At 68.0% G+C, this 22466-nt stretch carries 21 protein-coding genes; 13 read left to right on the top strand and 8 right to left on the bottom strand.

What is annotated here, in order from left to right; all coding sequences use genetic code 11:
• Position 1: 1 nt before the first annotated feature.
• Positions 2-496 carry a DUF1269 domain-containing protein gene (locus POL67_RS16810; protein WP_271918378.1) on the top strand — a complete coding sequence of 165 codons (495 nt, stop codon included), beginning with the start codon at positions 2-4 and terminating at the stop codon, positions 494-496.
• A 32-nt stretch (positions 497-528) separates the two neighbouring features.
• On the opposite strand, the gene POL67_RS16815 is transcribed toward POL67_RS16810, so the two are convergent.
• From POL67_RS16815 to POL67_RS16825, 3 genes are all read right to left on the bottom strand, one after another.
• Positions 529-2622 (bottom strand): amylo-alpha-1,6-glucosidase, encoded by a 2094-nt coding sequence (locus POL67_RS16815; RefSeq protein WP_271918379.1) that lies wholly within the window; start codon positions 2620-2622, stop codon positions 529-531.
• A gap of 81 nt (positions 2623-2703) precedes the next feature.
• Positions 2704-3702: a hypothetical protein gene (locus POL67_RS16820; protein ID WP_271918380.1), complete on the bottom strand. Its 999-nt coding sequence runs from the start codon at positions 3700-3702 to the stop codon at positions 2704-2706.
• Positions 3703-3857: 155 nt separating this feature from the next.
• Complete coding sequence (locus POL67_RS16825; RefSeq protein ID WP_271918381.1) at positions 3858-4643, bottom strand: SDR family oxidoreductase; 786 nt, start codon at positions 4641-4643, stop codon at positions 3858-3860.
• Between the two features lie 82 nt (positions 4644-4725).
• Between POL67_RS16825 and POL67_RS16830 the strand changes: the two genes are divergently transcribed.
• From POL67_RS16830 to POL67_RS16840, 3 genes are read left to right on the top strand one after another with little or no spacing between them, the layout of a single operon-like run.
• Positions 4726-5121: a winged helix-turn-helix transcriptional regulator gene (locus POL67_RS16830; RefSeq protein ID WP_308789535.1), complete on the top strand. Its 396-nt coding sequence runs from the start codon at positions 4726-4728 to the stop codon at positions 5119-5121.
• Positions 5122-5160: 39 nt separating this feature from the next.
• Positions 5161-5982 (top strand): class I SAM-dependent methyltransferase, encoded by an 822-nt coding sequence (locus POL67_RS16835; protein WP_271918382.1) that lies wholly within the window; start codon positions 5161-5163, stop codon positions 5980-5982.
• Between the two features lie 50 nt (positions 5983-6032).
• Positions 6033-6830: a hypothetical protein gene (locus POL67_RS16840; RefSeq protein WP_271918383.1), complete on the top strand. Its 798-nt coding sequence runs from the start codon at positions 6033-6035 to the stop codon at positions 6828-6830.
• Positions 6831-6833: 3 nt separating this feature from the next.
• On the opposite strand, the gene POL67_RS16845 is transcribed toward POL67_RS16840, so the two are convergent.
• From POL67_RS16845 to POL67_RS53630, 4 genes are all read right to left on the bottom strand, one after another.
• Positions 6834-7823 carry an MvdC/MvdD family ATP grasp protein gene (locus POL67_RS16845; protein ID WP_271918384.1) on the bottom strand — a complete coding sequence of 330 codons (990 nt, stop codon included), beginning with the start codon at positions 7821-7823 and terminating at the stop codon, positions 6834-6836.
• On the bottom strand, positions 7820-8773 hold the full coding sequence (locus POL67_RS16850; RefSeq protein WP_271918385.1) for an MvdC/MvdD family ATP grasp protein: 954 nt from the start codon (positions 8771-8773) through the stop codon (positions 7820-7822). Before POL67_RS16850 ends, POL67_RS16845 begins: the two co-directional genes overlap by 4 nt.
• A gap of 82 nt (positions 8774-8855) precedes the next feature.
• On the bottom strand, positions 8856-9065 hold the full coding sequence (locus tag POL67_RS16855) for a microviridin/marinostatin family tricyclic proteinase inhibitor (RefSeq protein ID WP_271918386.1): 210 nt from the start codon (positions 9063-9065) through the stop codon (positions 8856-8858).
• A gap of 97 nt (positions 9066-9162) precedes the next feature.
• A complete protein-coding gene (locus POL67_RS53630; RefSeq protein WP_271918387.1) occupies positions 9163-10950 on the bottom strand; it encodes an ABC transporter ATP-binding protein in 1788 nt (595 codons plus the stop codon).
• Positions 10951-11059: 109 nt separating this feature from the next.
• On the opposite strand from POL67_RS53630, the gene POL67_RS16865 reads away from it, so the two are divergent.
• The 6 genes from POL67_RS16865 (at position 11060) to POL67_RS16890 (ending at position 17913) form a co-directional block, all read left to right on the top strand.
• On the top strand, positions 11060-12397 hold the full coding sequence (locus POL67_RS16865) for a hypothetical protein (RefSeq protein ID WP_271918388.1): 1338 nt from the start codon (positions 11060-11062) through the stop codon (positions 12395-12397).
• A 108-nt stretch (positions 12398-12505) separates the two neighbouring features.
• The gene (locus POL67_RS16870; protein ID WP_271918389.1) at positions 12506-13942 is read left to right on the top strand and encodes a C1 family peptidase; all 1437 of its coding nucleotides are present in this window, start codon (positions 12506-12508) and stop codon (positions 13940-13942) included.
• Positions 13943-14049: 107 nt separating this feature from the next.
• Positions 14050-14670, top strand: coding sequence for a TetR/AcrR family transcriptional regulator (locus tag POL67_RS16875; RefSeq protein ID WP_271918390.1), 621 nt, complete (start codon positions 14050-14052; stop codon positions 14668-14670).
• Positions 14667-16091, top strand: a complete 1425-nt coding sequence (locus POL67_RS16880; RefSeq protein ID WP_271918391.1) for an amidase — start codon at positions 14667-14669, stop codon at positions 16089-16091. Before POL67_RS16875 ends, POL67_RS16880 begins: the two co-directional genes overlap by 4 nt.
• 10 nt (positions 16092-16101) lie before the next feature.
• Positions 16102-16860 carry a 2OG-Fe dioxygenase family protein gene (locus POL67_RS16885; RefSeq protein WP_271918392.1) on the top strand — a complete coding sequence of 253 codons (759 nt, stop codon included), beginning with the start codon at positions 16102-16104 and terminating at the stop codon, positions 16858-16860.
• A 48-nt stretch (positions 16861-16908) separates the two neighbouring features.
• Positions 16909-17913 (top strand): AraC family transcriptional regulator, encoded by a 1005-nt coding sequence (locus POL67_RS16890; RefSeq protein ID WP_271918393.1) that lies wholly within the window; start codon positions 16909-16911, stop codon positions 17911-17913.
• 4 nt (positions 17914-17917) lie between these two features.
• Here POL67_RS16890 and POL67_RS16895 read toward each other — a convergent pair whose 3' ends face one another.
• A complete protein-coding gene (locus tag POL67_RS16895) occupies positions 17918-18736 on the bottom strand; it encodes a metal-dependent hydrolase (RefSeq protein WP_271918394.1) in 819 nt (272 codons plus the stop codon).
• A 193-nt stretch (positions 18737-18929) separates the two neighbouring features.
• Between POL67_RS16895 and POL67_RS16900 the strand changes: the two genes are divergently transcribed.
• The 3 genes from POL67_RS16900 to POL67_RS16910 all read left to right on the top strand — a co-directional run bounded on the left by POL67_RS16900 (position 18930) and on the right by POL67_RS16910 (position 22074).
• Positions 18930-19436, top strand: coding sequence for an MXAN_0125 family MYXO-CTERM protein (locus POL67_RS16900; protein ID WP_271918395.1), 507 nt, complete (start codon positions 18930-18932; stop codon positions 19434-19436).
• Positions 19437-19448: 12 nt separating this feature from the next.
• Positions 19449-20501 (top strand): BPSS1187 family protein, encoded by a 1053-nt coding sequence (locus POL67_RS16905; protein WP_271918396.1) that lies wholly within the window; start codon positions 19449-19451, stop codon positions 20499-20501.
• A 70-nt stretch (positions 20502-20571) separates the two neighbouring features.
• Positions 20572-22074, top strand: coding sequence for a right-handed parallel beta-helix repeat-containing protein (locus POL67_RS16910; RefSeq protein ID WP_271918397.1), 1503 nt, complete (start codon positions 20572-20574; stop codon positions 22072-22074).
• The last annotated feature ends 392 nt before the right edge of the window (positions 22075-22466 follow it).

A 22466-nucleotide genomic window follows, 5' to 3' on the forward strand; every position in this document is an offset into this window, starting at 1 on the left:
CATGAGCGATCTCGTCGTCATTGCCTATCCCGAGGAGAACCGAGCGGCGGAGGTCATGTCGACCATCCAACGGCTGAGCAGCGAGAACCTCGTCGATCTCGAGGACGCCTGCTACGTGACCAAGAGCCCGGAAGGAAAGATACGGCTCCACCAGAGCAGGGACCTCACGGCCGCCGGCGCGCTGTCGGGTGGATTGTGGGGCATGTTGATCGGCCTCATCTTCCTCGCGCCCGTGTTTGGCGCGGCGATCGGCGCCTTGAGCGGCGCGATCACCGGCAAGGCAGCGGACTATGGGATCGACGATGCGTTCATCAAGCGGCTCGCGGAGCAGATGAAACCAGGAAGCTCGGCGATCTTCACGCTCACACGCAAGGTCACGGCCGACAAGGTCGTCCCGGAGCTTGCCAAGTACGGCGGGACCGTGCTGCGGACCTCGCTGGCCAAGGACGCAGAGCAGAAGCTCGAGGCGGCGCTCCAGGGCCAGAAGGCCGCGTGAACGTGCGCCGCCCCGGCGCCTGAGAAACCGGCTCACGCAGCCTTCCGGAACCCCTCCCTCTCGGCGAGCCAATCCCGAATCACGTCGATCCGCGACCGCGCGTCCGGGCGCTCCGCGCTCACATCGGCGGGCTCCCATCGTCCCGGCACACGACGAAGCGAGAGCGACGCAATGCTGTCCGGGAGCACAGGCGCCGAGGTCAGCTCTTCGCCCTTCGGTTCGAGGCCCATGAGGGTACGGATGGCGAGCAGGGGCGCTCCGGACGCCCAGGCCTGAGGGCTCGATGCCGTGGGGTATTCGACGGGGAAGCCGGTCGTCTTGCGCTCGTACCCGGCGAAGACCTCCGGCAGGCGAAAGCGGAAGAACCTCGCGGCGTCGAAAAGAGCCGCGCAGATGCGGCTCGCCTCCTCGCGATATCCATACCGTGCCAGGCCCGCGGCGATGAGGGCGTTGTCGTGGGGCCAGACCGTACCGTTGTGGTACTCGATCGGATTGAACCCTGCTTCACCGTCGGCCATGGTCCGGACGCCCCAGCCGGAGAAGAGCGCCGGGCCCATGAGGTGGCGGACGATCGACTCCACCTTGTCGTCCTCGACGATCCCGCTCCACAGGAGATGCCCGATGTTCGACGTGAGGCTGTCGACCTTGCGCTTTCGACCATCGAGCGCGAGGGCGAAGAAGCCTCGCTCCGGAATCCAGAAATCTCGATTGAACCGCGCCTTGAGGTCGGCCGCCTCGCGCTCCAATCGCTCGGCGAGGGCTGTATCGCGGAAGATCGACCGTGCGAGCCTCGCACACCGGACCTTCGCATCGTATGCATAGCCCTGCAGCTCACAGGTCGCGCGCGGCGCCTCCGCGAGCGTTCCGTCCGCGAACAGGATCGAGTTCCAGGAATCCTTCCAGCATTGGTTCTCGAGGCCCGTCTCGGCCCTCCGTTCGTATTCGATGTACCCGTCGCCGTCGCGGTCGCCGTACTGGTCGATCCACTGGAGCGCGGCGCGCGCGGCCTTCTCCAGCCGGCGCACGAGCGCCGCGTCGCCGGTCCATCGCTCGTATTCGTCGAGCAGGATCAAAAAGAGCGGGGTCGCGTCGGCGGTGCCATAATAAGGCGACTGCGGCCGCTCGCCGAAGGCGGTCAGCTCGCCGAAGCGCAGTTCGTGCAGGATCTTCCCTGGCTCCTCGTCGCGGAAATCGTCGCATTCGCGGCCCTGCCGCCCGCCGAGCACGACGAGCGAGGTCGCGGCGAGCGCGGGGATGAAGGGCAGCGCTTGATAACTTGTGATCAAGCTGTCGCGGCCGAAGAGCGCCATGAACCAGGGCAGCCCCGCGGCCGGGAGCGCGAATTGCGGGAAGATGTCGGGGTAGGGGTAGAAACGAAGCGCGGCGAGGTCGACGATGCTCCTCAGGTAGACTTCCTGGACGATGGGCGGATCGCTGCTCACGAGCGGCGCGTGTTCTATCCATCGCGTGAAGTCTTCGCGCAGGTCCTGCTTGAGCAGGGGCAGCGCCTTCGTCGCTTCGGCCGCCGTGACGTTGCCGACGAGCGGGCGCACGGAGAAGGTCGTCGCCCACGTGGATTTCGGCTGGATTTCGAGGTTGAACACGAAGCCTTCCTCGCTCACGTCGGCGGGTTGGCTGGAGCCGATGAGGGTTTGCCGCACGAAGCTCTCCCGCCGGTACCCGAGCAGGAGCTCGTGTCCCCGGACCTCGCGGGAGAGCTCCCCCTTCTTGGCGAGCGCGTCCTTGACCTCGAACAGGTCGGCGAAATCGGCGGCGGCCTCGATGCGAAGCTCGAGCGTGATCGGCTTCAGGGAATGGTTGATGACCTCGATCTCCTCGCGGAAGCCTTCCCCGGCATACCGGCGCCGGAGGATCGAGAGATAGGGATTCTCATAGATGCTCCCGGTGCGAGGGAACAGGAAAAACTGAGCGAAGTGGTACTCCACGTTGTCCGCGGTGAGCAAGCCGGGGCACTCGCCATTGACGCGGAGGGTCCAGCGCGAGAGGTGACGCGTGTCCTTGTAGAAGAGCCCGTGCGGCTGATCCGGCCCCGCGTTGATGTCCCCCGTTCGATGGGACGTGACGAACGTCGACCCATCGAGGATGCTGATCATGCTCTCGGCCATGACGCCCTCCTTTCGTGTTCCGGTTTTTCGCAGATGTACCTGCGGCGGGCCGGGGAGGGGCGCAAGGTGCCGGGCAGCAGCCTACTGGGCAAACCAATCGCTGGGCCGCTGCCGTTGGGTGACGACGATGCGTGCTTTCGTCCACGCGCCCGCGGAGGGCGCGATCACGCCCGAGCATTCGATGGGCCGGCCCGACGAACGCTCGTATTCGTCCATCAGGTAGAACCAACCGGAAAACCCATTGCCGCCCTTCCTCTCGACGTCGTGCGCTCCGTAGCCCGTCAGGCTGACGTCAATCGACTCCGCCCGGCTCCCGCGGGAGCAGGAGACGTTGCCTTTGACCTTGAAGCTCGCGCCGCTCGTGGTCCCCTCGTCGACCACGAGCCAGACGTTGTTGAACGCGTACCCCGTGCCGTCCCATACAAACTGGATCTTGAAGGGCTTGTCCGGCTCCACGGCGACGCTCGCGACCTCGGTATCGGGGACGTGCAGCCCGCGACCCTCTTCCTGGTACAGCAGACACCCGCCGACGCCGAGCCCGAAGAGGACCAGGGAAAAACAGCCGGCGCCGAGGAAAAGCCCGACCCGGTTGACCTTCGCGGGCGTGTTCGGCCGGACGCCTTGCCACGGGGGGGCTTGGGGACCGGGGGGCGCCGCGCTGCACGCCGCGGCGGCCGCGGCGACGAACGCCTCGGGGCTGATCGCGGGGAGATCGGCGCCACGAATGCGCATGATCCCTCCGCCCGGCGCGTGCCCCCACTCGGCCCAGTACGCCCGCTGCGCGCCGCCCTCGCCCTCGATGCCCCGCTCCGCCACGAAATAACGGGGCGGCTGGCCGGCCACGCGCACGAGGGCGATGTAATGGCACTCCGTGGGCGCCTGCGGAGGCGGCAGGGTGATGAGGAGCGCCTCGACGCCGGGCGCGGGGTACACCGGCGCGAGCGTGAGCGCCGAGCCGTCCGCGTGATTCTCGGGCCCGAGGCCCTCGCCCGCGGCGGCCCACGCCTGCTGCAGCATTGCGTGTCCCTGGGTCGCCGCGGCCGCCCACCACGCGGACGGGTCACGCAGCACGGCGCTCATCAAGACCTGATGCGCAAAACGGTAATGTTGTTGTCTCACCCCGGACCTCCGCCGACCCCGAGCGCCGGCGCCCCTCTGGTCTCACGGGCCGGCCGTCACGTCAATGGGTCCCGTCGATCGAACGGTCGGTCCGGGCCACACGCCAGCTCGCGTCGTTACACGGTGGGAATCGTCCCGCCGTCGATCACGTACTCGCTCCCGGTGATCGCGGAGGCGCGATCGGAGACGAGGAACGCGATGAGCTCGGCGACCTCCTCGGGCCGGGCGGGCCGACCGAGGGGGATCCCGCCGAGCGAATCCATCAGCTTTTGCCGCGCGGCATCCATCCCGATGCCGGCGTGCTCGGCCAGACGCGCGATCAACGCCGTCGCCGCCGTCGTCTCCGTGAACCCCGGCGCGACCGTGTTCACGCGGATCCCGCGTGGCCCGACTTCGTTCGACACGCCTTTGCTGTACGTCGCGAGCGCGGCCTTGGCCGCGGCATACGCGAGCGTCGCGTCGTGGAGCGGCATGCGCCGCTGGATCGACGTGACGTGCACGATCGCGCCCGAGCCTTGCGCGAGCATGGCGGGGAGCAAGGCGCGGTCGAGGCGAACGGCCGAGAGCAAGTCCACGTCGAGCGTGTGTTGCCACTCGTCGTCGTCGAGCGCGAGCACACCTCCGCCCTGGGACGTCGATCCGCCGACGTTGTGCACCACGATATCGATGCCGCCGAGCTGTTCGAGGGTCGCCGCGGCCACGGCGGCGGCGCCTCGGGCCGTGCCGACGTCGGCCTGGACGAGCGTCACGCCGTCGGGCAGCCCGTCGGCGTCCGACCGCGCCGTCGTGACGACCCTCGCGCCACCGCGCACGAGCCGCTCGACCGTCGCGCGGCCGATTCCCTTCGTTCCTCCGGTCACCAGGGCGCGTTTTTCCGAAAGATCGGCGATTTCTGCAGGCATGGAGCTTCCTTTCTGGAGCGCGTGGGCGCGACGGCGTCCCGTCCGCGTCGCGATGGGCGCAAGATTGGGCTAAGCTGTCCGCGTGACAAGAACGGACAAAAAAGTAAGGTACTCACCCGAAAGTAAGTCCCCCGCACATCAGGCCGCGCACGACACGACCGAGGCGCTGAAGATCCTCGAAGGCCGCTGGAAAATGGTCATCATCTTCCATCTCTTCGTGCAGCCCGTGATGCGCTTCTCCGAGCTCGAGCGAGCGATTCCGGAGGTCTCGCAGAAGATGCTCATCCAGCAGCTCCGCGACCTCGAGGCGGACGGCGTCGTCGCGCGCACCGTTTACCCCGAGGTGCCGCCCAAGGTCGAATACAGCCTCACCGTATGGGGCAAGGCGTTATGCCCTGCGCTGGATGCATTGCTGAAATGGGCCTCGTCGCCCGACGCGCCCAAGCGGAACGACGGTCCCGTGCTCCCGAGCACATGAACCTATCGAACACCGGACCCGCCGTGATAGGGGACGATCATGACGATCGACGAAAAGGTGACCTTGAGCGAGGAGAAAGAGACCCTCCTCATCACGGTGTACGGCAAAGCGGAGGAGAGCCGCCTGCCCGACTCCCTCTTGCGTGATCGCTTTGCCGCCGACGCGATCCGGCGGGTCGACTACGATTTCTCGAAGCTGAAGGTCCGCCGGGACGACATGATCTCCCTGGCGATACGCGCGCACCTTCTGGATGGCTGGACGCGCGACTTCCTCGCACGCCACCCCGACGCCACCGTGCTGCATCTCGGCTGCGGGCTCGACAGCCGCGTGTTCCGGGTCGATCCGCCCGCGAGCGTCCGCTGGTTCGACGTCGACTATCCGGAGGTCATCGCGCTGCGCCGTCGCCTCTATCCGGAGCGCGCGGGGTATACCCTCCTCGGCTCGTCGCTCACGGCCCCGCAATGGCTCGACGAAGTGCCGGCGGATCGCCCGGCGATGATCGTCGCCGAGGGGGTCCTCCCGTATCTTCGCGAGGACGAGGTGCCCCGCCTCTTTGGTCGCCTCACGGCGCATTTCCCGGCGGGCGAATGTGCGTTCGACTGTTACAGCCGCCTCGGCGTGCGGCTCCTCCGGCGCCACCATTCGATCAAGGCGACCGGCGCGTCCGTGCACTGGGGCCTCGACGATCCCCACGAGCTCGAAGTTCAGGTCCCGAAGCTCGTGTTCCTGACGGAGATGTCGAGCCACGATCCGGCGCAGCTCGCCAGGATGTCGAGGGTGGCGCGCCTCAGCTACCGGGTCTTCATGGCGATTCCGGCGCTCAAGAAGGCCGGGCGCATGGTACGTTACGGATTCGAATGAACGTGGAGGCGCTCGCGGAAGCCGTTCGAACCGGCGTATGGCCTCGCGCCGTGGCGCGCCTCGAGCTCGACACGCCCGAGCGACGGGACCTCGCGGACCGCATCGCCTCGTCGACGCGGGATCCGTTCGAGGCCTGGGATCGGCTCCGAATGCATCGCGCCCGCGAGGGATACGAGGACGACCCGCTGCGGCTCTTTCATTTGCGCGGCGTGGGCCACGGCGGCGCGCCCGGCTCGATCCGGCGACGCATGCGCGCTTGTGCCGTCACCATCGCGCTTTGCCGCAGCCCCGGCGTTCCGCCCGCGCGCGCCGTGCACCACCCGATCACGACGCAGGACGCCGTCGCGTTCTCGCGGTTCGCCCCGCTCGTCGCGCAAGCCGAACGCCTCGCGCTCGCGGCCACGCGCGCCCTGGACGCGCTCGGTCGAAGCACGAGGGCCCTCTCCTGCGATCGCCGCGAATCGATCCGCCGCCCCGTCTGGAGGACCGGGATCCATCGGGAGCGGCCGCCGGAGCGAGCGGCCCTCCTCCTCGCGGTCGAGCTGATGCGGCAGGCCCCCGGCGGGCTCGCAGACGTCCCGATTCCACGAACCTGGTGGGGAGCGTGGACCCGCGCATGCGTCGCGGCCGTCGGCGAGCTCGCGTGGCGCAAGCTCGTCGCGCAAGGGAGTCGCGTGGAGCCGCAGCCGAGGTCCGTGGGCGCGCGTTTCTACCTGGATCCGGCCGCGGTCGGCCGTGCATTTGCCGATCTCGAATCGCCGTTCGGCTTGCTCCTCCAGCTCGAGAGCCTCGGCGTCGAGGTCGTGGGGTTTTCCCACGAATCCGTGACGCTCGAGCTCTGGCCCTGATCCTCAACGAACCTCGCGGCGCGCCCCCGGCACGCCCACGAGCACGTCGACGAGGGCCGCGACCATCGGGTGATGCGGCGCGTTCGCTTCGAGCCAGAAGAACTCGCCGGCGGGGTTCACTTCGAGGAGCACGTGCTCGCCCTCCGGCGTCACGATGAAATCGGCCGCGCCGTATTGCATTCCCACGGCCTCCTGGTACCGGCCGAGCGCGTCCTCGACGTGCTTCGGCAGGTCGTGGTGGCGCCACTGATCGATCATCGCGAGCCCCTTGTTTCGCCAGTCCACGTCGGCCCCCTCGAATCGCTGCGAGTCGATGCGCGCGGCGAAGACCTTCGTGCCGAACACGGTCGCGCGCACCTCGTATGCTTTCTCGACGCGCTCCTGAAAATACATCGGGCAAAGGCGGAGCTGTTCGAGGCGGTCGGTCGTCTCGGGGCGCACCTCGCTCGTCATCACCACCTGGAGCTTGCCGTCGTCCTTCACGAATGGCTCCGCGCTCAGCATCTTCACGATGGCGCCCTTCGGGCAACTCGAAAGGAACGCGCGCGCCTTGGCCGGATCGTTCGTGCCGAGCGTGCGGGGCGTTCGAATGCCGGCCTCCCGAAAGATACGCTGGTGCAGCGGCTTGTGGTCGCTCCCCCGGACCCGCGCGTAGACGTCCATCTTGAATGCGGGGCAGGCGGCGAGCACGCCCTGGAGGAACCGCTCCGACTCCGCGAGCGCCATCCGCTGGTGGCCCGGGTGCATCTTCTCCGGAAAACCGACGGCCTTGTGATAACGGCGCCCCCAGATCGCGTCGCCTTCGCCGATCGCGTGACCGTTAAACAGGAACGACTCGCCGTCCGGCTCCTGGCGGAACGTGATCGTCGCCCTCACCGGGAAATCGTTCATGTGGAAGACGACGGGCTCGGCGCCGCGGCCGCGAATTTCTTCGGCCACGCGCTCGATGAAGGGAGGGGCGTCGTTCTGGTGCGTGAGAATGAGGACGTTCATGGTTCGTCGCCTTCCCGGAGGAGGGTTTCTGCGATCGACGCGGCGATCGGGAGCCCAAGCTCGGCTTCGAGCATTCCCCACTCGCCGGTGGGGTTCACTTCGAGGAACACCGTCTCGCCGCCCGGCGTCACGATCAAATCGAGGCAGCCCTGCCGGAGCCCGAGGCGCCTCATGAGGTTTTTCAGGTTTGCTTTCGTCGCTGCGTCGAGCACGTGCGGCTTCCAGGATCCTGCCTGGGAAAAGCGCCAATCAGCGCCGGCGTCTTTTCCGTCGAGGGCGCCGGTCCAGGCCGCGCCGCCCGCCCAGGCGACGCGCAGCTCCAGGGCCTTCGGGATCTCCTCCTGGAAGATCATCGGCCCGCGTCGTACGGAGTCGAGCTGCGCGAGGTCCTTGGTGCGCAAACGACGGGTCGGGAACGCGCGTCCCCCTTGCATTCCGTAGTCGAGCGGCGCGTGCAATTTGCACACGACACGCCCCTCGTGCGCCTCGAAGAGCGCGCGCACCGCGTCCGGATCCGAGGTGAACCGCGTGTCGGGGATGCGGAGCCCGCATTCCCGCGCGAGCCGGAGCTGGAGCAGCTTGTTCTCCGCGGCGTGGACGCGCTCGGGCCCGTCGACCCAAAGGCCTTCGAGGAGCGCGAGCGCCCCGAAAAAGAGGGCGTGCGCCTCCCGGTTCACGGTTTCCTTCTCCGCCGCCGCCATTCCTTTCGCCTCGATGCGCGGCCACGCGCGCCAGAGCCAGATGGCCTCCGGCCGCACGCGCTCGCCCCGGACCCATACCGTGCCGGGGTCCTCCGCGGCGAGCGAGGCGCCGAACGTATCGTCCTCGAAGAGGCGATCGGTATCGAGGCGATAGGGGCGCGCGCCGCGGAGGCGGAGTTCCTCCGCGACGCGCTCGGTGACGAAGGGCTCTCTCGCGTGGGAGAGCAGGAGGACGATCCGCGAGGCCATGCGGGTCACCCGATCCGTACGCGCGAGGTCGTCGCGCTGCGATGCTCGTGACGGTTCATGGTTCCTCGGGATCGACCGGCGGTCAGATGTAATCGCAGTACGGCTTGTACGTGTAGCAATCGTCCGCGTCGGACGGGTACTTCTTGGTGCACTCGCTGTCGAGGCAATGGTACGTCGGGGCAGGATTGGTCCCGCCGCTCGTGTTCATCTCGGTCGACTGCGTCTGCTCGTCGTCGACGAGCAGGTAGGCAAAGAGCGGGGTCATGTTTTCTTCGTCGTTCGGCAGGGACATGGGGGTTCTCCTTGGTTCCGGTTACCGTCGAATCTCTCGACACTGAGCCTTACGCGCCTGCCTGTTCGGATTGGACAGGTCTACGTTTCTTTTTTCGTCAACGATAACCAGCCGCCTGGAGACGGAAGAGGGCCGCATAACGCCCCTCCGCGCCGAGGAGCGCGTCGTGGTCGCCACGCTCGGCGACGCGCCCGCCCTCCATCACGAGGATCTCGTCGGCGAGCCGCACCGTGGAGAATCGATGGGACACGAGGATCGCCATACGCCCCTCCGTCTCGGACCGGACCCGCGCGAAGAGCGCCGCCTCCGCCGCGGGATCGATGGCCGCGGTCGGCTCGTCGAAGAGGAGCAGGTCGGCTTGTTCGCGGAGGAAGGCCCGCGCGAGGGCGAGCTTTTGCCATTCGCCGCCGGAGAGCTCGACGCCGCCGGGGAACCATTTGCCGAGCCGCTGATCGAGGCCCTGCGCGAGCTTTCGGACGATCGGGCCTGCCTCGCTGCGCGCGAGCGCGCGCGTGATCAGCTCGTCCGGCACCGCATCCTCGGCGGCGCGCGGGGCCACGTTGTCTCGGACCGGGAGCTGGTACCGGACGAAGTCCTGGAACACCACGGCGAGCCGCGCGCGGAGGGCCTCGGGATCCCAGGCGGAGAGATCCCGCCCATCGAGGAAAATACGCCCCTCGGTGGGCTCGTAAAGGCCGGCGACGAGCTTCAAGATCGTCGACTTGCCGGAGCCATTCTCGCCGACGAGCGCGAGCTTTTTTCCCGGGGCGAGGAAAAAGTCGACGCCGAGGAGCGCAGGGCGCTTCGCGCCCGGGTACGTGAAGCCGACGTTCTCGAAGCGGAGCCCTTGTTCTTTTTCTTCCCGCACGCGGGAAGCGGGAAGGAGCGGCCTCTTCGCGGGGACCGGCCGATCGAGAAACCCATACAGGTTTCCGAGGTACTGCTGGTCCATGTAGAGCCCTCGCAAGCCCCCGAGCGCCTGCTTCAGCGCGCCGTCCCCCTGCTTGAACGTGACGAGCGCGAGGCCGAGATCCCCGACGGTGAGCGCGCCCGCGAGGGCTCGAAACGCCACGGAGACGTAGACCGCATAAAAGAGAGCCAGCGCGACAAGGTCCGCGCCGAGACCCACGAGGAGCCGCCTTCGCGCGAGCGCCTGGTCCTCCTCGAATACGAGCGAAAAGACCCGCCGCGCGCGTTCGAGGAACGTCGGTCCCGTGCCGAAGAGGCGCACCTCCTTTGCATGATCGTCGCGGGTGAGGACCTGCTCCAGATAGGCTTGCTCCCGCGCCTCGGTGGCCCGTCGATTCTGGAGGCGGAAGATCGCGGTCGCGAAGCGGGTCTCCGTGAAAAAGCTCGGCAGCGCGGCGAGGAGGATCGCGAGCGTGCAGAGCGGCGAGAATCGAAAGAGGAGCGCCGCGGAGCCAGCGAGGACCGCGAAGGCTTGGACCATCGCGAAAAAACCGGCGAGCAGCGCCACCGGACGACCGACGGCCTCGCGCCGCGCCCGCGTGAGCGCGTCGTAAAAGCCGGCGTCCTCGAAGCAGGCATAAGGAACGGCGATCGCCTTTTCGAGGATCGCCCGCTGAAGAAGGAAGCCGAGCGTGAGGCGCAGGCGCGCGGTCGCGAACTGGTTCAGGCCCCCGGCGACGTACGTGAGGAAGAGGAGCACGGCCTCCGCGACGATACCGACGAGCACGACCTGCCTTTCGCCGCGGGCGACGCCGTCGAGGACACGCCGGGCGTACCAGGCCATGCCGGTTGGCGCGGCGCCGGCGAGGAGGGCGGCGAGCACCATGGCCACGAGGGCGAAGGGGCTCGCGCGCCACGCGAGCGTGACCGTGCGCAAAAGCCGGGATCGAAGGGAGGACGCGGGGGACTCGTGCACAGGGGCGAGGACCTCGAAATCGAGAACACGACCCCTTACGCCGCAAGCCGCGTGGATTGGACACGGGACCTCGACAGGAGGACGGGGCGATCGTGATAATGTCGGCGACATGCGTATGCGAACTTGTGTTGTTTCGTGGATGGGGGGCGTCACGCTTGCCGCAGCGATGGGCTGCGGCGGGACGGTCAAGGATGTGGATGCCGGGGCCGGCGGGGCCGGCGGAGGCGGGAGTGGCGGAGGCGGGGCAGGGGGGAGCGGGGGAGGGGACGGACCGGTATGTGATTTCTTCATCCCCGTGGGAGAGCCGGTGGTCCTCGAGACGCCGCCGGACGTGTCTGCGCTTTCCCCGAAGTTCGTGCGATCGGGCCTCGACCCGAAGACCGCGGTGCTCGCCTTCAGGGGCGCGCCGGTGAACGGACCTGCGGGCGCTTTGAACGACATTCACCTCCGTTTTCTTCTGGACCCGTGGAGCACGTGGCCGCCGGTCGAGGGGTCGAATCACGTGCTGGCCGACGTGCAAGGGCCCTTCGTGGTATCGGAGGGCGTGGCCATGGAGGTCGCGGTGCTCCGCGGCACGAGCGCCGGTCCGATGCCGTATACGGTCCTGCCCACCCTGGGCATGATTCCCAAATCCGCAAACCTTCCGCCGGATGCGATCCACGCGGCGCTCCTGCGAATGCACCCCGGGGGGCACGTCCTCGGATACGGGCGCCCTCACGCCGGGAACACGATCGAGCTCCTCGTCGGATTCGGTCGCTACAGTGGCAAGCTACCCAGCGTGGATGGATTCACGCCCGTCGGTTGCACGAAAGACGAGGTGCTGATGGACGCCGTCCCCACGGAGAAAGGGACGCTCGTCGGCTTCGCGAGCAATGACGATCCGGCGAGCGCTTCCGGTTGCACGGGCTCGCAGTCGAACGCAAAGCAAGTCGTTATCGCCCGCGTCACCGATGGCAGCGCGGTCGTCACCGAGCTCGCCGCGTCGACCCCCGACGGTCCGTCGGAGATCCAGGGGCTCGGCATGGCAGGCCGCAGCGACGGCGCGTGGGTGGCCTGGGGGCGCGCGGGATGGATCGAAACGACGGCCACGCTTCAGGCGCAGCGGCTCGACGCGGCAGGGACCTTCGTGGGAGAGCCGTTCTTCTTGGCGGGGTCGAGTGATCTCAATCCGGCGACGCTCGGCGTCGGCCGCCTGAACAACGATCTCGTCGTCGCGTGGTCGACCGGCGCGCAGACCTTCACGCGTATCGAGGTGCGGCGCCTCTCCACGTGGAGCACGGGCAACCCCAAGGCGACGATCGAAGAAAAGCAGAGCGTGTCCCAGCCGATCGCCGTCCTCGGCTCCCCCACGGCGGACGCCGTGCTCATCGCGTATTCGGTCGTCTCGGAGGTGGAGCCGACCTCGCGCATCCACCTCCAGCGCTTCGATTGTGGGGTCGACCTCTGAGCTTGCTCCCGGCCCGAGAGCATTTTTTCGTATCCCCCTCCTCGGCGGTCGTTGTATGAGTCCCAATGGGCGTGGTGCTCCCTGCCGCGCCTTCGAGGGACAGCCGCCATGAATTCGTTCAATTTCACGCAAGCCGACGGCTCGTCACGGGCCGTCGTCGGATATCGGTATGCGCCGCCCAAGGCCGCTGCGAAGCGTTACGTCGCCGGCCGTGGCAATGTCTCGCGGCTCCCCCCCAAGGTCGACCTGCGGCCTTTCATGTCACCGATCGAGGACCAGAGTGACACGAATAGCTGCGCCGCCAACGCGACGGCGGGCGCCTACGAGTACCTCGTCAAGCGCCACCTCGGCGAAGACGCCTACGACGTCAGCCGCCTCTTCATCTATTACAATGGCCGTTACGTCGACGAGCCGGAGAACATCGAGGACGAGGGCAGCTACCTGCAATCCGTCATCGCGGGCCTCAAGGAGTACGGCGCGTGCTCGGAGGAGACCTGGGCCTTCGACCCCGAGGTCGTGAACGATGAGCCCTCGGAGGAAGCGTACGAGGAGGCCAAGCAGTTCCTCATCGAGGACACCGAGCTCGTCCCGACGGACCTCGAGGCCTGGAAAACGGCGCTCGCGGAGGGCCACCCGATCATCTTCGGGGTCAAGCTCTTCTCCTCGTTCGACAAGCACAAGAAGGCGGGCCTCGTGCCGGTCCCGACCCCGCGCGAGACCGGGCGCGAGAGCCATGGCGGCCACGCGATGCTTTGCGTCGGTTACTCGGATCCGGACCAGGTCTTCATCGTCCGCAACTCCTGGGGGCCGGAGTGGGGCGACAAGGGGTATTGTTACATCCCTTATCGGTACCTCATGAACGAGGACTACAACTTCGGCGATTCGTGGATCATCAAGCGCATCGACGTGCTCCCGCCCGACGAGGAGACCTGGTCCGACGATGACGAGTCCGTGCTGGAGGACGTGGCCGGCGTCCTTGCCCAGCTCGACGAGGAAGAATACACGAGCCTCCTCGATCGAATGGGCGACGTCCCGCTCGACGTGCGGCTCTCGCTCCTGTTCTTGCGCGCGGCGGGCGCGGACGGGGACCTCGCGGATAGCGAGATCGAGGCCACGGCCGAGCACATCCTGCCCGTGCTGGAGCAGCTCGGCTCGCGGCAAAGCGCGGAGAAAGTGCTCCGCAATGCGCTGCGCCGCCTCGACGACGAGCGGCTCGTCGAGGAGACCGTCGAGATCCTCGGCGAGGTGTTCTCGCAGGAAGTGCTCGCCTCGATTGCGTCCGAGCTCCAGGAAATCGTCGGCTCGGACGACGACGTCTCCGAGGAGGAGCAGGCCTTCGTCGATTCCGTCGTCGAGCACTGGCAGATCGAGCCCGCGGAGGACGAGGGCGACGAGGACGAAGAAGAGGAAGAAGAGGACGAGGACGAGGACGAGGAAGGCGACGAGGACGAAGAGGAAGAAGAGGACGAGGGCGACGAGGACGAAGAAGAGGAAGACGACGAAGAGGAAGAGGAAGACGACGAAGAGGAAGAGGAAGACGAGTAGTCACTTCCGAACCGTGCTCCGCAAAAGTGAACGCCTCGTTCACTTTTCGCCTGCCCATCCTTGACGTCTCTCTAAAGTGAACGTACGGTTCACTTTAGAGAGACGACGTGGCAAGACAGCTCAACGAACAGGTGCGCGAGCGGGTGTTTCGCGCGGCCGAGGAGGTGTTTGCTCAGGCCGGGTACCAGGGCGCGACGATGGCGGCCATCGCCACACGCGCCGGGGTCTCGACGGGCAACATCTATCGGTATTTCGAGCACAAGGACGCGCTGTTCTACGCGGTGCTCCCGGACGAATTCGTGGCGCAATTCCTCCGGCTCACGCGCAGGCGCGTGCAAGCGCTCGTGCGCGCGCCCGCGCCCACGGAGCTCGACGCGGGCGCGGAGGAGCGCGGCGAGGAGCTGCTCCGTTTCTGGATCGAGCATCGCTTCAAGGTCATCACGCTCCTCGATCGGGCCCAGGGATCACGGCACGAGGGGTTCGCCGAGGCGTTCGTGCGGGAGCTCATGCGCCCCTCGCTCGCCAAGCTCCGCAAAGACGCGCCGCAGAGGCGCGTGAGCCCCATCGCGCGTTTCGTGCTCCAGAGCATCTTCCGCAACACGGTCCGCACGATCGTGTCGATCCTCGAATCCCACGACGACGAGGCGCAGATCCGCAGGGCCTTTCAAGGGTTCTGGAGTTATCAGCTTGCCGGCCTGTCCGGCTTTGCCAAATGGGTGCAATCATGAGCCAAGATCTATGGGAGCTCGACGCGGTCGGGCAGGCGGCCCTCGTGCAATCCGGCGAGGTGAGCGCGCTCGATCTCGTGGACGCGGCCATCGCGCGTATCGAAAAGCTCGAACCCGTGGTCCATGCGATTGCGAGCGTGGACTTCGACGCGGCCCGGCAGAAGGCCCGATCGCGGCCGACCGGGCCGCTCGGCGGCGTGCCGTTCCTCGTCAAGGACCTGCTCGCGTATCCCGGGCACAAGCTCACGATGGGCTCGCGGCTCTTCCGCGAGCACGTCGCGCCGGCCGGATCACCTTATACCGAGCGGTTCGACGCCGCGGGGCTCGTCACGCTCGGAAAAACCACGACGAGCGAGTTTGGTCTTCTCGGCAGCACAGAGACGCTTCTCGCCGGGATCACCCGCAATCCGTGGGATCTCGCGAAATCGGCGACGGGCTCGTCCGGCGGCGCCGCGGCCGCAGTCGCGAGCGGGATGGTTCCGATGGCGCACGCGAGCGACGGCGGAGGATCGATCCGCATCCCCGCGTCCGCGTGTGGCCTCTTCGGCTTCAAGCCGGGGCGCCGGCGGTGTGTGTCGACGGGATACGTCGATGCCTTCGAGCTCCTCATCGAGCATTGCGTGAGCCGGAGCGTGCGCGACAGCGCGCTCTTGTTGTCGCTGACGGAGGATTCGAGCGCAAAACCCGCGGTTGGATACGTGGATCGCCCGCTCGATCGAAGCTTGCGTATCGGCGTGTACACGACGACGCTCCTCGGCCGGGCGCCCGATCCCGACGTGATGCGTTCGCTTTCGCAGACGATGCGGCTCTGCGCCGACCTCGGGCACGAGGTGGTGGAAGCGCCGCCGCCGCCCGTCGAGGGCGCGCCGCTCTCCGACGCGTTTTTCACGCTGGCCGGCAGCGGAATCCACGACCTCGCCCGCACCATGGAGGGCATGCTCGGTCGACCCCTCGGCGAGGACGATCTCGAGCCCTTCACCCTCGCGCTGATCCACCATGTTCGTAGTTTGCCCGAGGGCGCCCGGGCGCGCGCGGAGGCCGCGTTTGCCCACGCGTCCGCGCGAATGCTCGCCTACATGGCGAGCTACGACGTCCTCTTGTGCCCGACCCTCCCCGTGGCGCCGTACGACCTCGGCACGCTCGCGCCGGGGCTCGATCGCGAGCTCCTCCTGCGCCGCACGGAGGTGCTCGCGGGGTACACGCCCATCTACAGCATCGCGGGTGTGCCGGCCATGTCCGTGCCGCTCGGCTCCTCGGAATCGGGTTTGCCGCTCGGCAGCCATTTCGCAGCGAAGCTCGGCCAGGAGGCGACCCTGCTCGGCCTCGCCTATCAGCTCGAAGAGGCCGCCCCGTGGCGGCATCGCTGGCCTGCCGTGACGCGCGCTGCGCGGGAGGGGAGCGCGTCACCCGGGCCGTGCTAGGGTTGCGCCCATGCCGCCTGCCGAGTTCGAACCGCCGATCACCGCGCCTTCCGACATCGTGGAAGTGGTGCGCCGGCAGGGGTTCGCCGTCGCGAGCTCGTCCTTTCTTCACGGCCTCGCCGGCGCGTCGCGCGTTGACTTCCCCGCGCTCGCCGCGGAATGGGACGACATGCCGCTCGACCCGTACCTCAAGGACGGCGGGCGCTACCGGCGGCGCCGGCATGCCTCGTTTCTCGTCGACGAAACCTCCTGCCAGATCGTCCCGCACCGCGCGCACTTTCAGCCCCTGCAATACAATGCGCTCCACGGCGGCATGGAGCGCTGGTTCGAGCCGATGCGGCGACCCTTGATCGAGCAGCCGTTCTGGTCGACCTTGCTCACGGGGCTCGGGCGGGTCTGCTCCGACATCGCTCGCCCGGCGCCCTGGTACGTCGAGGCACACCAGTTTCGCATCGACACGAGCGAGGGAATCGGGCGGCCCACGCCGGAGGGGGCGCATCGCGACGGCGTCGACTTCGTCGTGTTGTTCCTGATCGCGCGCCAGGGGATTCGCGGCGGCGAGACCCGCGTCTTCGACGCGCGTGGCCCGCAGGGGATCCGCTTCACGCTCACCGAGCCCTGGTCGTTCCTCTTGCTCGACGACGAACGCGTGATCCACGAGTCCACGCCGATCCAGCCGCTCCTCGGCGGAGAATCGGGGGCGCTGCCGTACGGACATCGTGATACGTTGGTCCTCACGTACCGCAGAAATGGGTTTCAGGACCGGTGAACCCGCGCGCCTCTTGACAGCGCCGCCGTATTCGATTCTCTTGGGTTCATGGGCGCGGGACACGCAACGGGAGATCTACCGGCGGCTTATGCGCTGCACCTGGTCGATCTCGCGGCGCGGTGGGGCGTCGCGCCCGACGCGCTGCTCTCCGGGCTCGGGCTCACGCGTGAATCCCTGACGAACCCGGCGGCTCGGATTTCCCTGGAGACCACGGGCACGCTCGTCAAGCGGGCGATGAAGCTCACCGGGGAGCCGGGGCTCGCGTTTTTCATGGGCCTCCAGATGCGCCTCTCGTCACACGGGTATCTCGGCTTCGCCGCCATGACGGCCGGGACGATCCGCCAGGCGATCGAGCTTGCCATTCGTTTCGTGCCGACGCGGACGACGGCGCTCGCGTTTCACCTGCACGTCGAGGGGGAGACGGCGTCCCTCGTCTTCGAGGAGCGCGCCCCCCTCGGCGAGGCGCGGGAGTTCATCCTCGGCGCGCTCATGATGGGCATTGCCCGGATCGCCCGGGACATCACGAAAAAGGAGCTCGTGGGGGACGCGGATCTCGCGTTCGAGGCGCCGCCCCATTTCGAGCGGTTCGCGCACCTCGCGCCGGGCAAGGTTCGTTTTGGGCAGCCCTCGAACCGCATCATCTTCGCCTCCTCGGTCCTCGATTTGCCCCTCGACATGGCCGATCCCGTGGCGATGCAGCTCGCGCGCGAGCAATGCGAGCGGGAAATGCAGGCCCTCGGCCAGGACGATCGGACGGCGGCCAAGGTCCGCGAGCTCTTGCCGCTGCCGGAAGGTTATCGCTCGCTCGAAGAGATCGCGCAGCACCTCGGCGTCTCGCCGCGCACGCTGAAGCGGCGCCTCGCGGATGCGGACACCTCCTATTCCGACATCCTCGACGAGCTCCGGCAGGAGCGCGCCATGCTCCTCCTCCGGGACGAGAGCCTCTCGCGCGAGCAAATCGCCGAGCGGCTCGGCTACTCCGACGCCGCGAACTTCGCGCGCGCCTTTCGGCGCTGGACCGGCCGAACCCCCGGCATGCTCCGCAAACCCTGACCTTTTACGGCGACGCCGCGGCTCGATACGAGGCCTTCCACTGTTCGAGCTCGTCCCTGTTGTCCATGTCCCAGGGATGGAAGCCGGGCCGGTAATAATCGAGGTAGTGCAGGAAGAGCTTGAACATGCCACCCGGGCGGAAGAAGAGGAAGTCGACGAGCGAGATCCATTCCCGCGCCGAGAAGAGAATCCCGTTTTCGTGCATGAGCCGCGCCTGGTGCTCGAGCACCTTCCCCCAGAAGATCAGGGTCGTCGGGAGCATCAGCGCGCATCGCTCGAAGGCATGACCGCCTGACGCGAGGTAGACGTCGAACGCGACGGCCTTGTGCTCGTTCTCCTCGGCGGCGTGCCAGCGCCAGAGCGCGGCCATCTCCGGGTGCGCTCCTTCGAGCAGCCGCGGATCCCCCAGGATGAAATGCCCCATCAGCGCGGTGAAATGCTCCAGGTTGCACGTCACGGCGAGGCGCCAGCGCGGGGGCAAAAACTTCGTCGCGCGGCGGAGGATACGCTCGACCCGCTTCTCCATCGCGTCGATCGGATACCCCTCCTTGCGCAGCATCTCGTTGTACCGGTCGTGCTCGCGGCCGTGAATGCCCTCCTGCGTGACGAAGGCTCTCACCTCCGCGAGCAGCTTCGGGTCTTGCACCCTGTCCCGATGGGCCTTCACGGCCGCGATGAAGAATCGCTCGCCCGCCGGGAAGAAGATGGAGAGGTTGTCGAAGAAGAGGGTGACGGCCCGCCGCCCTCCGTGCCAATAACGCGGGATCCGCTCGTCGGTCTCGAACCGGAGGTTTCGAACCTCGATCGTCGGGGAAACGGACATCGCTCACCTCGTGCGGGGACATGCGGATCGTGACACGACGCGCCAAGCCTCGGCAGGTTCGCTCGTGCCAGATCCGTGTCATCTGGGGCCAGGGCGCCCCGGCCCGCGATGACCGGCCTCCTGCGATGCGGATCACGAGGGTGAGGCGCGGCGCGGGTGTTCCGTGCTACGGTCGCCCGCACGGAGGTCTTCCATGAAATTGCTTGCTTTTGCCATTCCCTTCGCCGTTGCCCTCGCCCTCGCCCCGCGCGCCGCGCATGCCGGATGCCCGCAGGCGGCAGAAGACGGGTGCAACGCCGTCATCAAGATCGAGGCCGTCCTCGAGGGCGCGCCCGCCTGCGCGCGTGTCGACCGGGTCGAGCCCGAGAACGGCTGCGTTTGTCACGGCACGGTCACCGTCGTGAACGATTGCACCTACGACATCGTGACCACGGATTTTGCGTTCGGCAGCGACGATGCCCTGCTCCTCCCCGGCGAGACGGGTTTCCTCGACGTCGAGGGCAAGGAGCCCGGCGTCCACCACGAGGAGCTCAACCTCCAGGGCCAAGGGCAGCTCTTCAAGCTCATGCTCGATTACACCGTCGAGCGCCGCGTGCTCGAGACCGGTTGCAGCGTGTCCGGCGCCGATCGGCCGGGCCTCGGGGCCGTGGGCCTGGGCCTCGCCGCGCTTCTCTTTGCCCGCCGCCGCCGGGGTCGTTGAGAGGATCGAACCATGCGAATCGAAGCGCGTGTGTTCACGAGCACGTGGTTGCTCGTCGCCGCGGTCGCCGTCGCCGGGTGCTCCGGCGGCGGCGGCGGCGGAGCGGGAGCGGGCGGCGCCGGTGGAATGGGCGGCGCCGGTGGAATGGGCGGCGCCGGTGGAATGGGCGGCGCCGGTGGAATGGGCGGCGCGGGCGGCGGGGATCCCGGGCCTGACGTCGATACGACGGACCCGCAGCTCTACCAGGTCTCCTTCAAGGCCGACCAGGCGGATCCGGCGGCGACGCAGGCCCTCGGCACGCAGGTCGCGTTCCTCGACACGCGGGTCGCGCCGCGCGGAGAGCTCGTCGTGTATCTGCACGGCGCGGGCGCGCCTTCCACGTGTGGATCGAATGCCCATGGCGAGGTGCTCGCCGGCCTCGGCTTCCACGTGCTCGGCCCCTGCTACCTCAGCGATTACGGCGTGGGCAACTGCGGCGACGACATCGAGGGATGCCGCCTCGAAGCCTTCGACGGCACCGATCACCACGCGTTCGTCGACATCCCCCCGCCGAACAGCCTGGAGACGCGCATCGTCAAGGGGCTCGCCCATCTCGCCGCGCAAAACCCGGCGGGCGACTGGACCTACTTCGTCGACGGCGACAAGCCCCGCTGGGACAAGATCGTCATCTCGGGCATCTCGCACGGCGCGAGCACGTCGGCGGTCATCGGAAAACACCGGCTCGTCCGCCGCGTGGTCAGCCTCTCCGGGCCCCTCGACAGCAATCAGGCCTGGCTGAAGGCGCCTTCGCTCACGCCCCTCGATCGGTTCTACGCCCTCACCCACACGGCCGATTCGCAGCACGCGGGGCACCTGAAATCGTTCGAGGATCTCGGCCTGCCCGGCATGCCGACGTCCGTCGACGGCGCCATGCCGCCTTATGGAGACAGCCATCGCCTCCTCTCGTCCGCGGACACGAGCGACGGCCACGTCTCCACGCAGGCCGGGGGCCCGTCGCCGAAGGACGCGAACGGGGGCTACGTGTTCCTGCCCGTCTGGACCTATCTCTATACCGGAACTCCCTGAGCGGGAGCCCTCGCCCGCGGAGCGATCCCCCCTCGCGGCGCCCGGGAGCGGGCTTTATACGCTCCTCATCATGAGAGAACGTGCGACGATCGCGATGGCGGCGGCTCTCGTCACCTCCCTCGCGTCGAGCGCGCCGAGGGCCGCCACCTACCACGTCGCGCCCGAGGGGGATGATGCGGCTCCTGGGTCGGAAATGCGGCCATGGCGCACGCTCCAGCACGCCGCCGACATGGCGCAGCCGGGTGACACGGTGCTCGTCGGTCCGGGGGAGTACGACGGGTTCGATCTGGAAAACAAGGCCGGGACGCCCGAACGTCCCCTCGTTTTCCACGCCGCTCCCGGGGCGCGCGTGGTCCGGCCCGGCCCGCGGCCCGCGCGCGCCCCGCTCAACACCGCCCTCGGGCGTTTTGCCTGGCCGAAATGGCCGCACGGAATCTATGTCGGGGGCTCGTCCCACGTGGTCATCGAGGGATTCGAGATCGTCGGAATGCCCGCCGCCGAGCACGACACGGAGGGCGCCCTCCTCCACCGCGGCGGCGCCGGCATCCATGTGCAGGTCTCGGATCACATCACGCTCCGGCAGAACCGCGCCGACGACAATGGCCGCTGGGGCATTTTCGCGTCGTTCACCGACGACCTCGTCGTCGAGGACAACGAGTGCTCCCGCTCCCGCGCCGAGCACGGCATCTATGCGTCGAACAGCGCCGATCGGCCGATCGTGCGGCGCAACCTGGTCTGGGGCAACCGGCGCGCCGGCATCCAGCTCAACGGCGACAACAACTTCGACAGCGCGGACTACCGCGCGCGCGCCGGCGTGGTCGACGGGATCATCTCGGGGGCCGTCCTCGAAGACAACCTGATCGTCGACAATGGCGCGGGCGGGGCCGCCGCGATCAACCTGGACGGGGTGCAGGACGCGCGGATCCAGCGCAACGTCCTCCTCGGCAACCATGGCGCGGGCGTGGCGCTCTTCCAGGTCGACGGGGCGGAGGGCTCACGCCGCAACCGTGTCCTCGACAATCTCATTCTCATGGCGCACGACGCGCGGTACGCCCTCCAGATCACGAGCTGCGCTGTGCCCGGCTCCTCGACCTGCCCCAGCGCGAACCGTCCCGCGCTCGCGGAATGGTCTCGGCCGCCGAGCCGCGCGACCGGCAGCACGGGCAACGTGATCCTGCACAACACGCTGCTCCATCCGAACCCCGAAAAAGGCAGCCTCCGCATCGATCCACGGAGCCTCGACACGAGCGCGGGCTTCCGGAGCGACTTCAACCTGGTGAGCGGCCGCTTCGCGATCGGCGCGAGCGACGACATGGAGAACGATCGGGTCCTGTCGTTCGCCGAATGGCGCGCGCTCACGGGCCAGGATCGCCGGTCTTGCCGCATCGACGCGCCTCGCCCGCCCGTGTCTCCAGCGCAAGGCAGCGGCGCAGCGCCTGGAGGAAGTAGAGATCCCCAAAGGAGAGCGATTGCTGGGGCAATCCGTAGGACGTGGATCCACGCGCCAGAATGCCTCGGTGCGGAGACTCCACCGCCAGATACGCGAGCTTCCCGTCGGGATCGCGGAAGGTGAGCAGGGAAAACAGGATGTCCTCGGCGGCGCCGAGATACCGTGCCCGCAGCGCGGGCTCGTCGACGAGCGCGCCGAGCTCGAGCAGGCCCGCGGCTGCGACCGCGGCGGCGGACGAGTCCCGCGCCGTGAACGTGTGCGTGCCCGGCCGCCTGTCGCCGAGGACGCCGTCGCCGTTCGCGTCGTTCCAGGGGCCCACGGGCTCGCCGAGGGCCGCGTCGAAATCGCTGGGCGGCACGAAGTCGCCGGGGACGTGATTGTAGGGGTCCAGCGTGTCGTTCGGCAGATGCGCGATGAAATAATCGGCGGCGCGTTTCGCCGTTTCGAGGAACCGGCCTGGGTCGACGGCGGGATCGTCCTTGGTGGCGCGATAGGCCGTGGTGAATCCATGAATG

It is taken from the genome of Polyangium mundeleinium (assembly GCF_028369105.1).
In the GTDB taxonomy this organism is placed as follows: Bacteria; Myxococcota_A; Polyangia; order Polyangiales; family Polyangiaceae; genus Polyangium; species Polyangium mundeleinium.

Coding starts and splice junctions, on each gene's coding strand:
- POL67_RS16885 (WP_271918392.1), top strand. CDS start 16,102: ATGCCGCCTGCCGAGTTCGAACCGCCGATCACCGCGCCTTCCGACATC.
- POL67_RS16880 (WP_271918391.1), top strand. CDS start 14,667: ATGAGCCAAGATCTATGGGAGCTCGACGCGGTCGGGCAGGCGGCCCTC.
- POL67_RS16905 (WP_271918396.1), top strand. CDS start 19,449: ATGCGAATCGAAGCGCGTGTGTTCACGAGCACGTGGTTGCTCGTCGCC.
- POL67_RS16810 (WP_271918378.1), top strand. CDS start 2: ATGAGCGATCTCGTCGTCATTGCCTATCCCGAGGAGAACCGAGCGGCG.
- POL67_RS16890 (WP_271918393.1), top strand. CDS start 16,909: ATGGGCGCGGGACACGCAACGGGAGATCTACCGGCGGCTTATGCGCTG.
- POL67_RS16815 (WP_271918379.1), bottom strand. CDS start 2,622: ATGGCCGAGAGCATGATCAGCATCCTCGATGGGTCGACGTTCGTCACG.
- POL67_RS16870 (WP_271918389.1), top strand. CDS start 12,506: ATGAATTCGTTCAATTTCACGCAAGCCGACGGCTCGTCACGGGCCGTC.
- POL67_RS16910 (WP_271918397.1), top strand. CDS start 20,572: ATGAGAGAACGTGCGACGATCGCGATGGCGGCGGCTCTCGTCACCTCC.
- POL67_RS16865 (WP_271918388.1), top strand. CDS start 11,060: ATGCGTATGCGAACTTGTGTTGTTTCGTGGATGGGGGGCGTCACGCTT.
- POL67_RS16835 (WP_271918382.1), top strand. CDS start 5,161: ATGACGATCGACGAAAAGGTGACCTTGAGCGAGGAGAAAGAGACCCTC.
- POL67_RS16820 (WP_271918380.1), bottom strand. CDS start 3,702: ATGAGCGCCGTGCTGCGTGACCCGTCCGCGTGGTGGGCGGCCGCGGCG.
- POL67_RS16855 (WP_271918386.1), bottom strand. CDS start 9,065: ATGTCCCTGCCGAACGACGAAGAAAACATGACCCCGCTCTTTGCCTAC.
- POL67_RS16900 (WP_271918395.1), top strand. CDS start 18,930: ATGAAATTGCTTGCTTTTGCCATTCCCTTCGCCGTTGCCCTCGCCCTC.
- POL67_RS16850 (WP_271918385.1), bottom strand. CDS start 8,773: ATGGCCTCGCGGATCGTCCTCCTGCTCTCCCACGCGAGAGAGCCCTTC.
- POL67_RS16895 (WP_271918394.1), bottom strand. CDS start 18,736: ATGTCCGTTTCCCCGACGATCGAGGTTCGAAACCTCCGGTTCGAGACC.
- POL67_RS16845 (WP_271918384.1), bottom strand. CDS start 7,823: ATGAACGTCCTCATTCTCACGCACCAGAACGACGCCCCTCCCTTCATC.
- POL67_RS16825 (WP_271918381.1), bottom strand. CDS start 4,643: ATGCCTGCAGAAATCGCCGATCTTTCGGAAAAACGCGCCCTGGTGACC.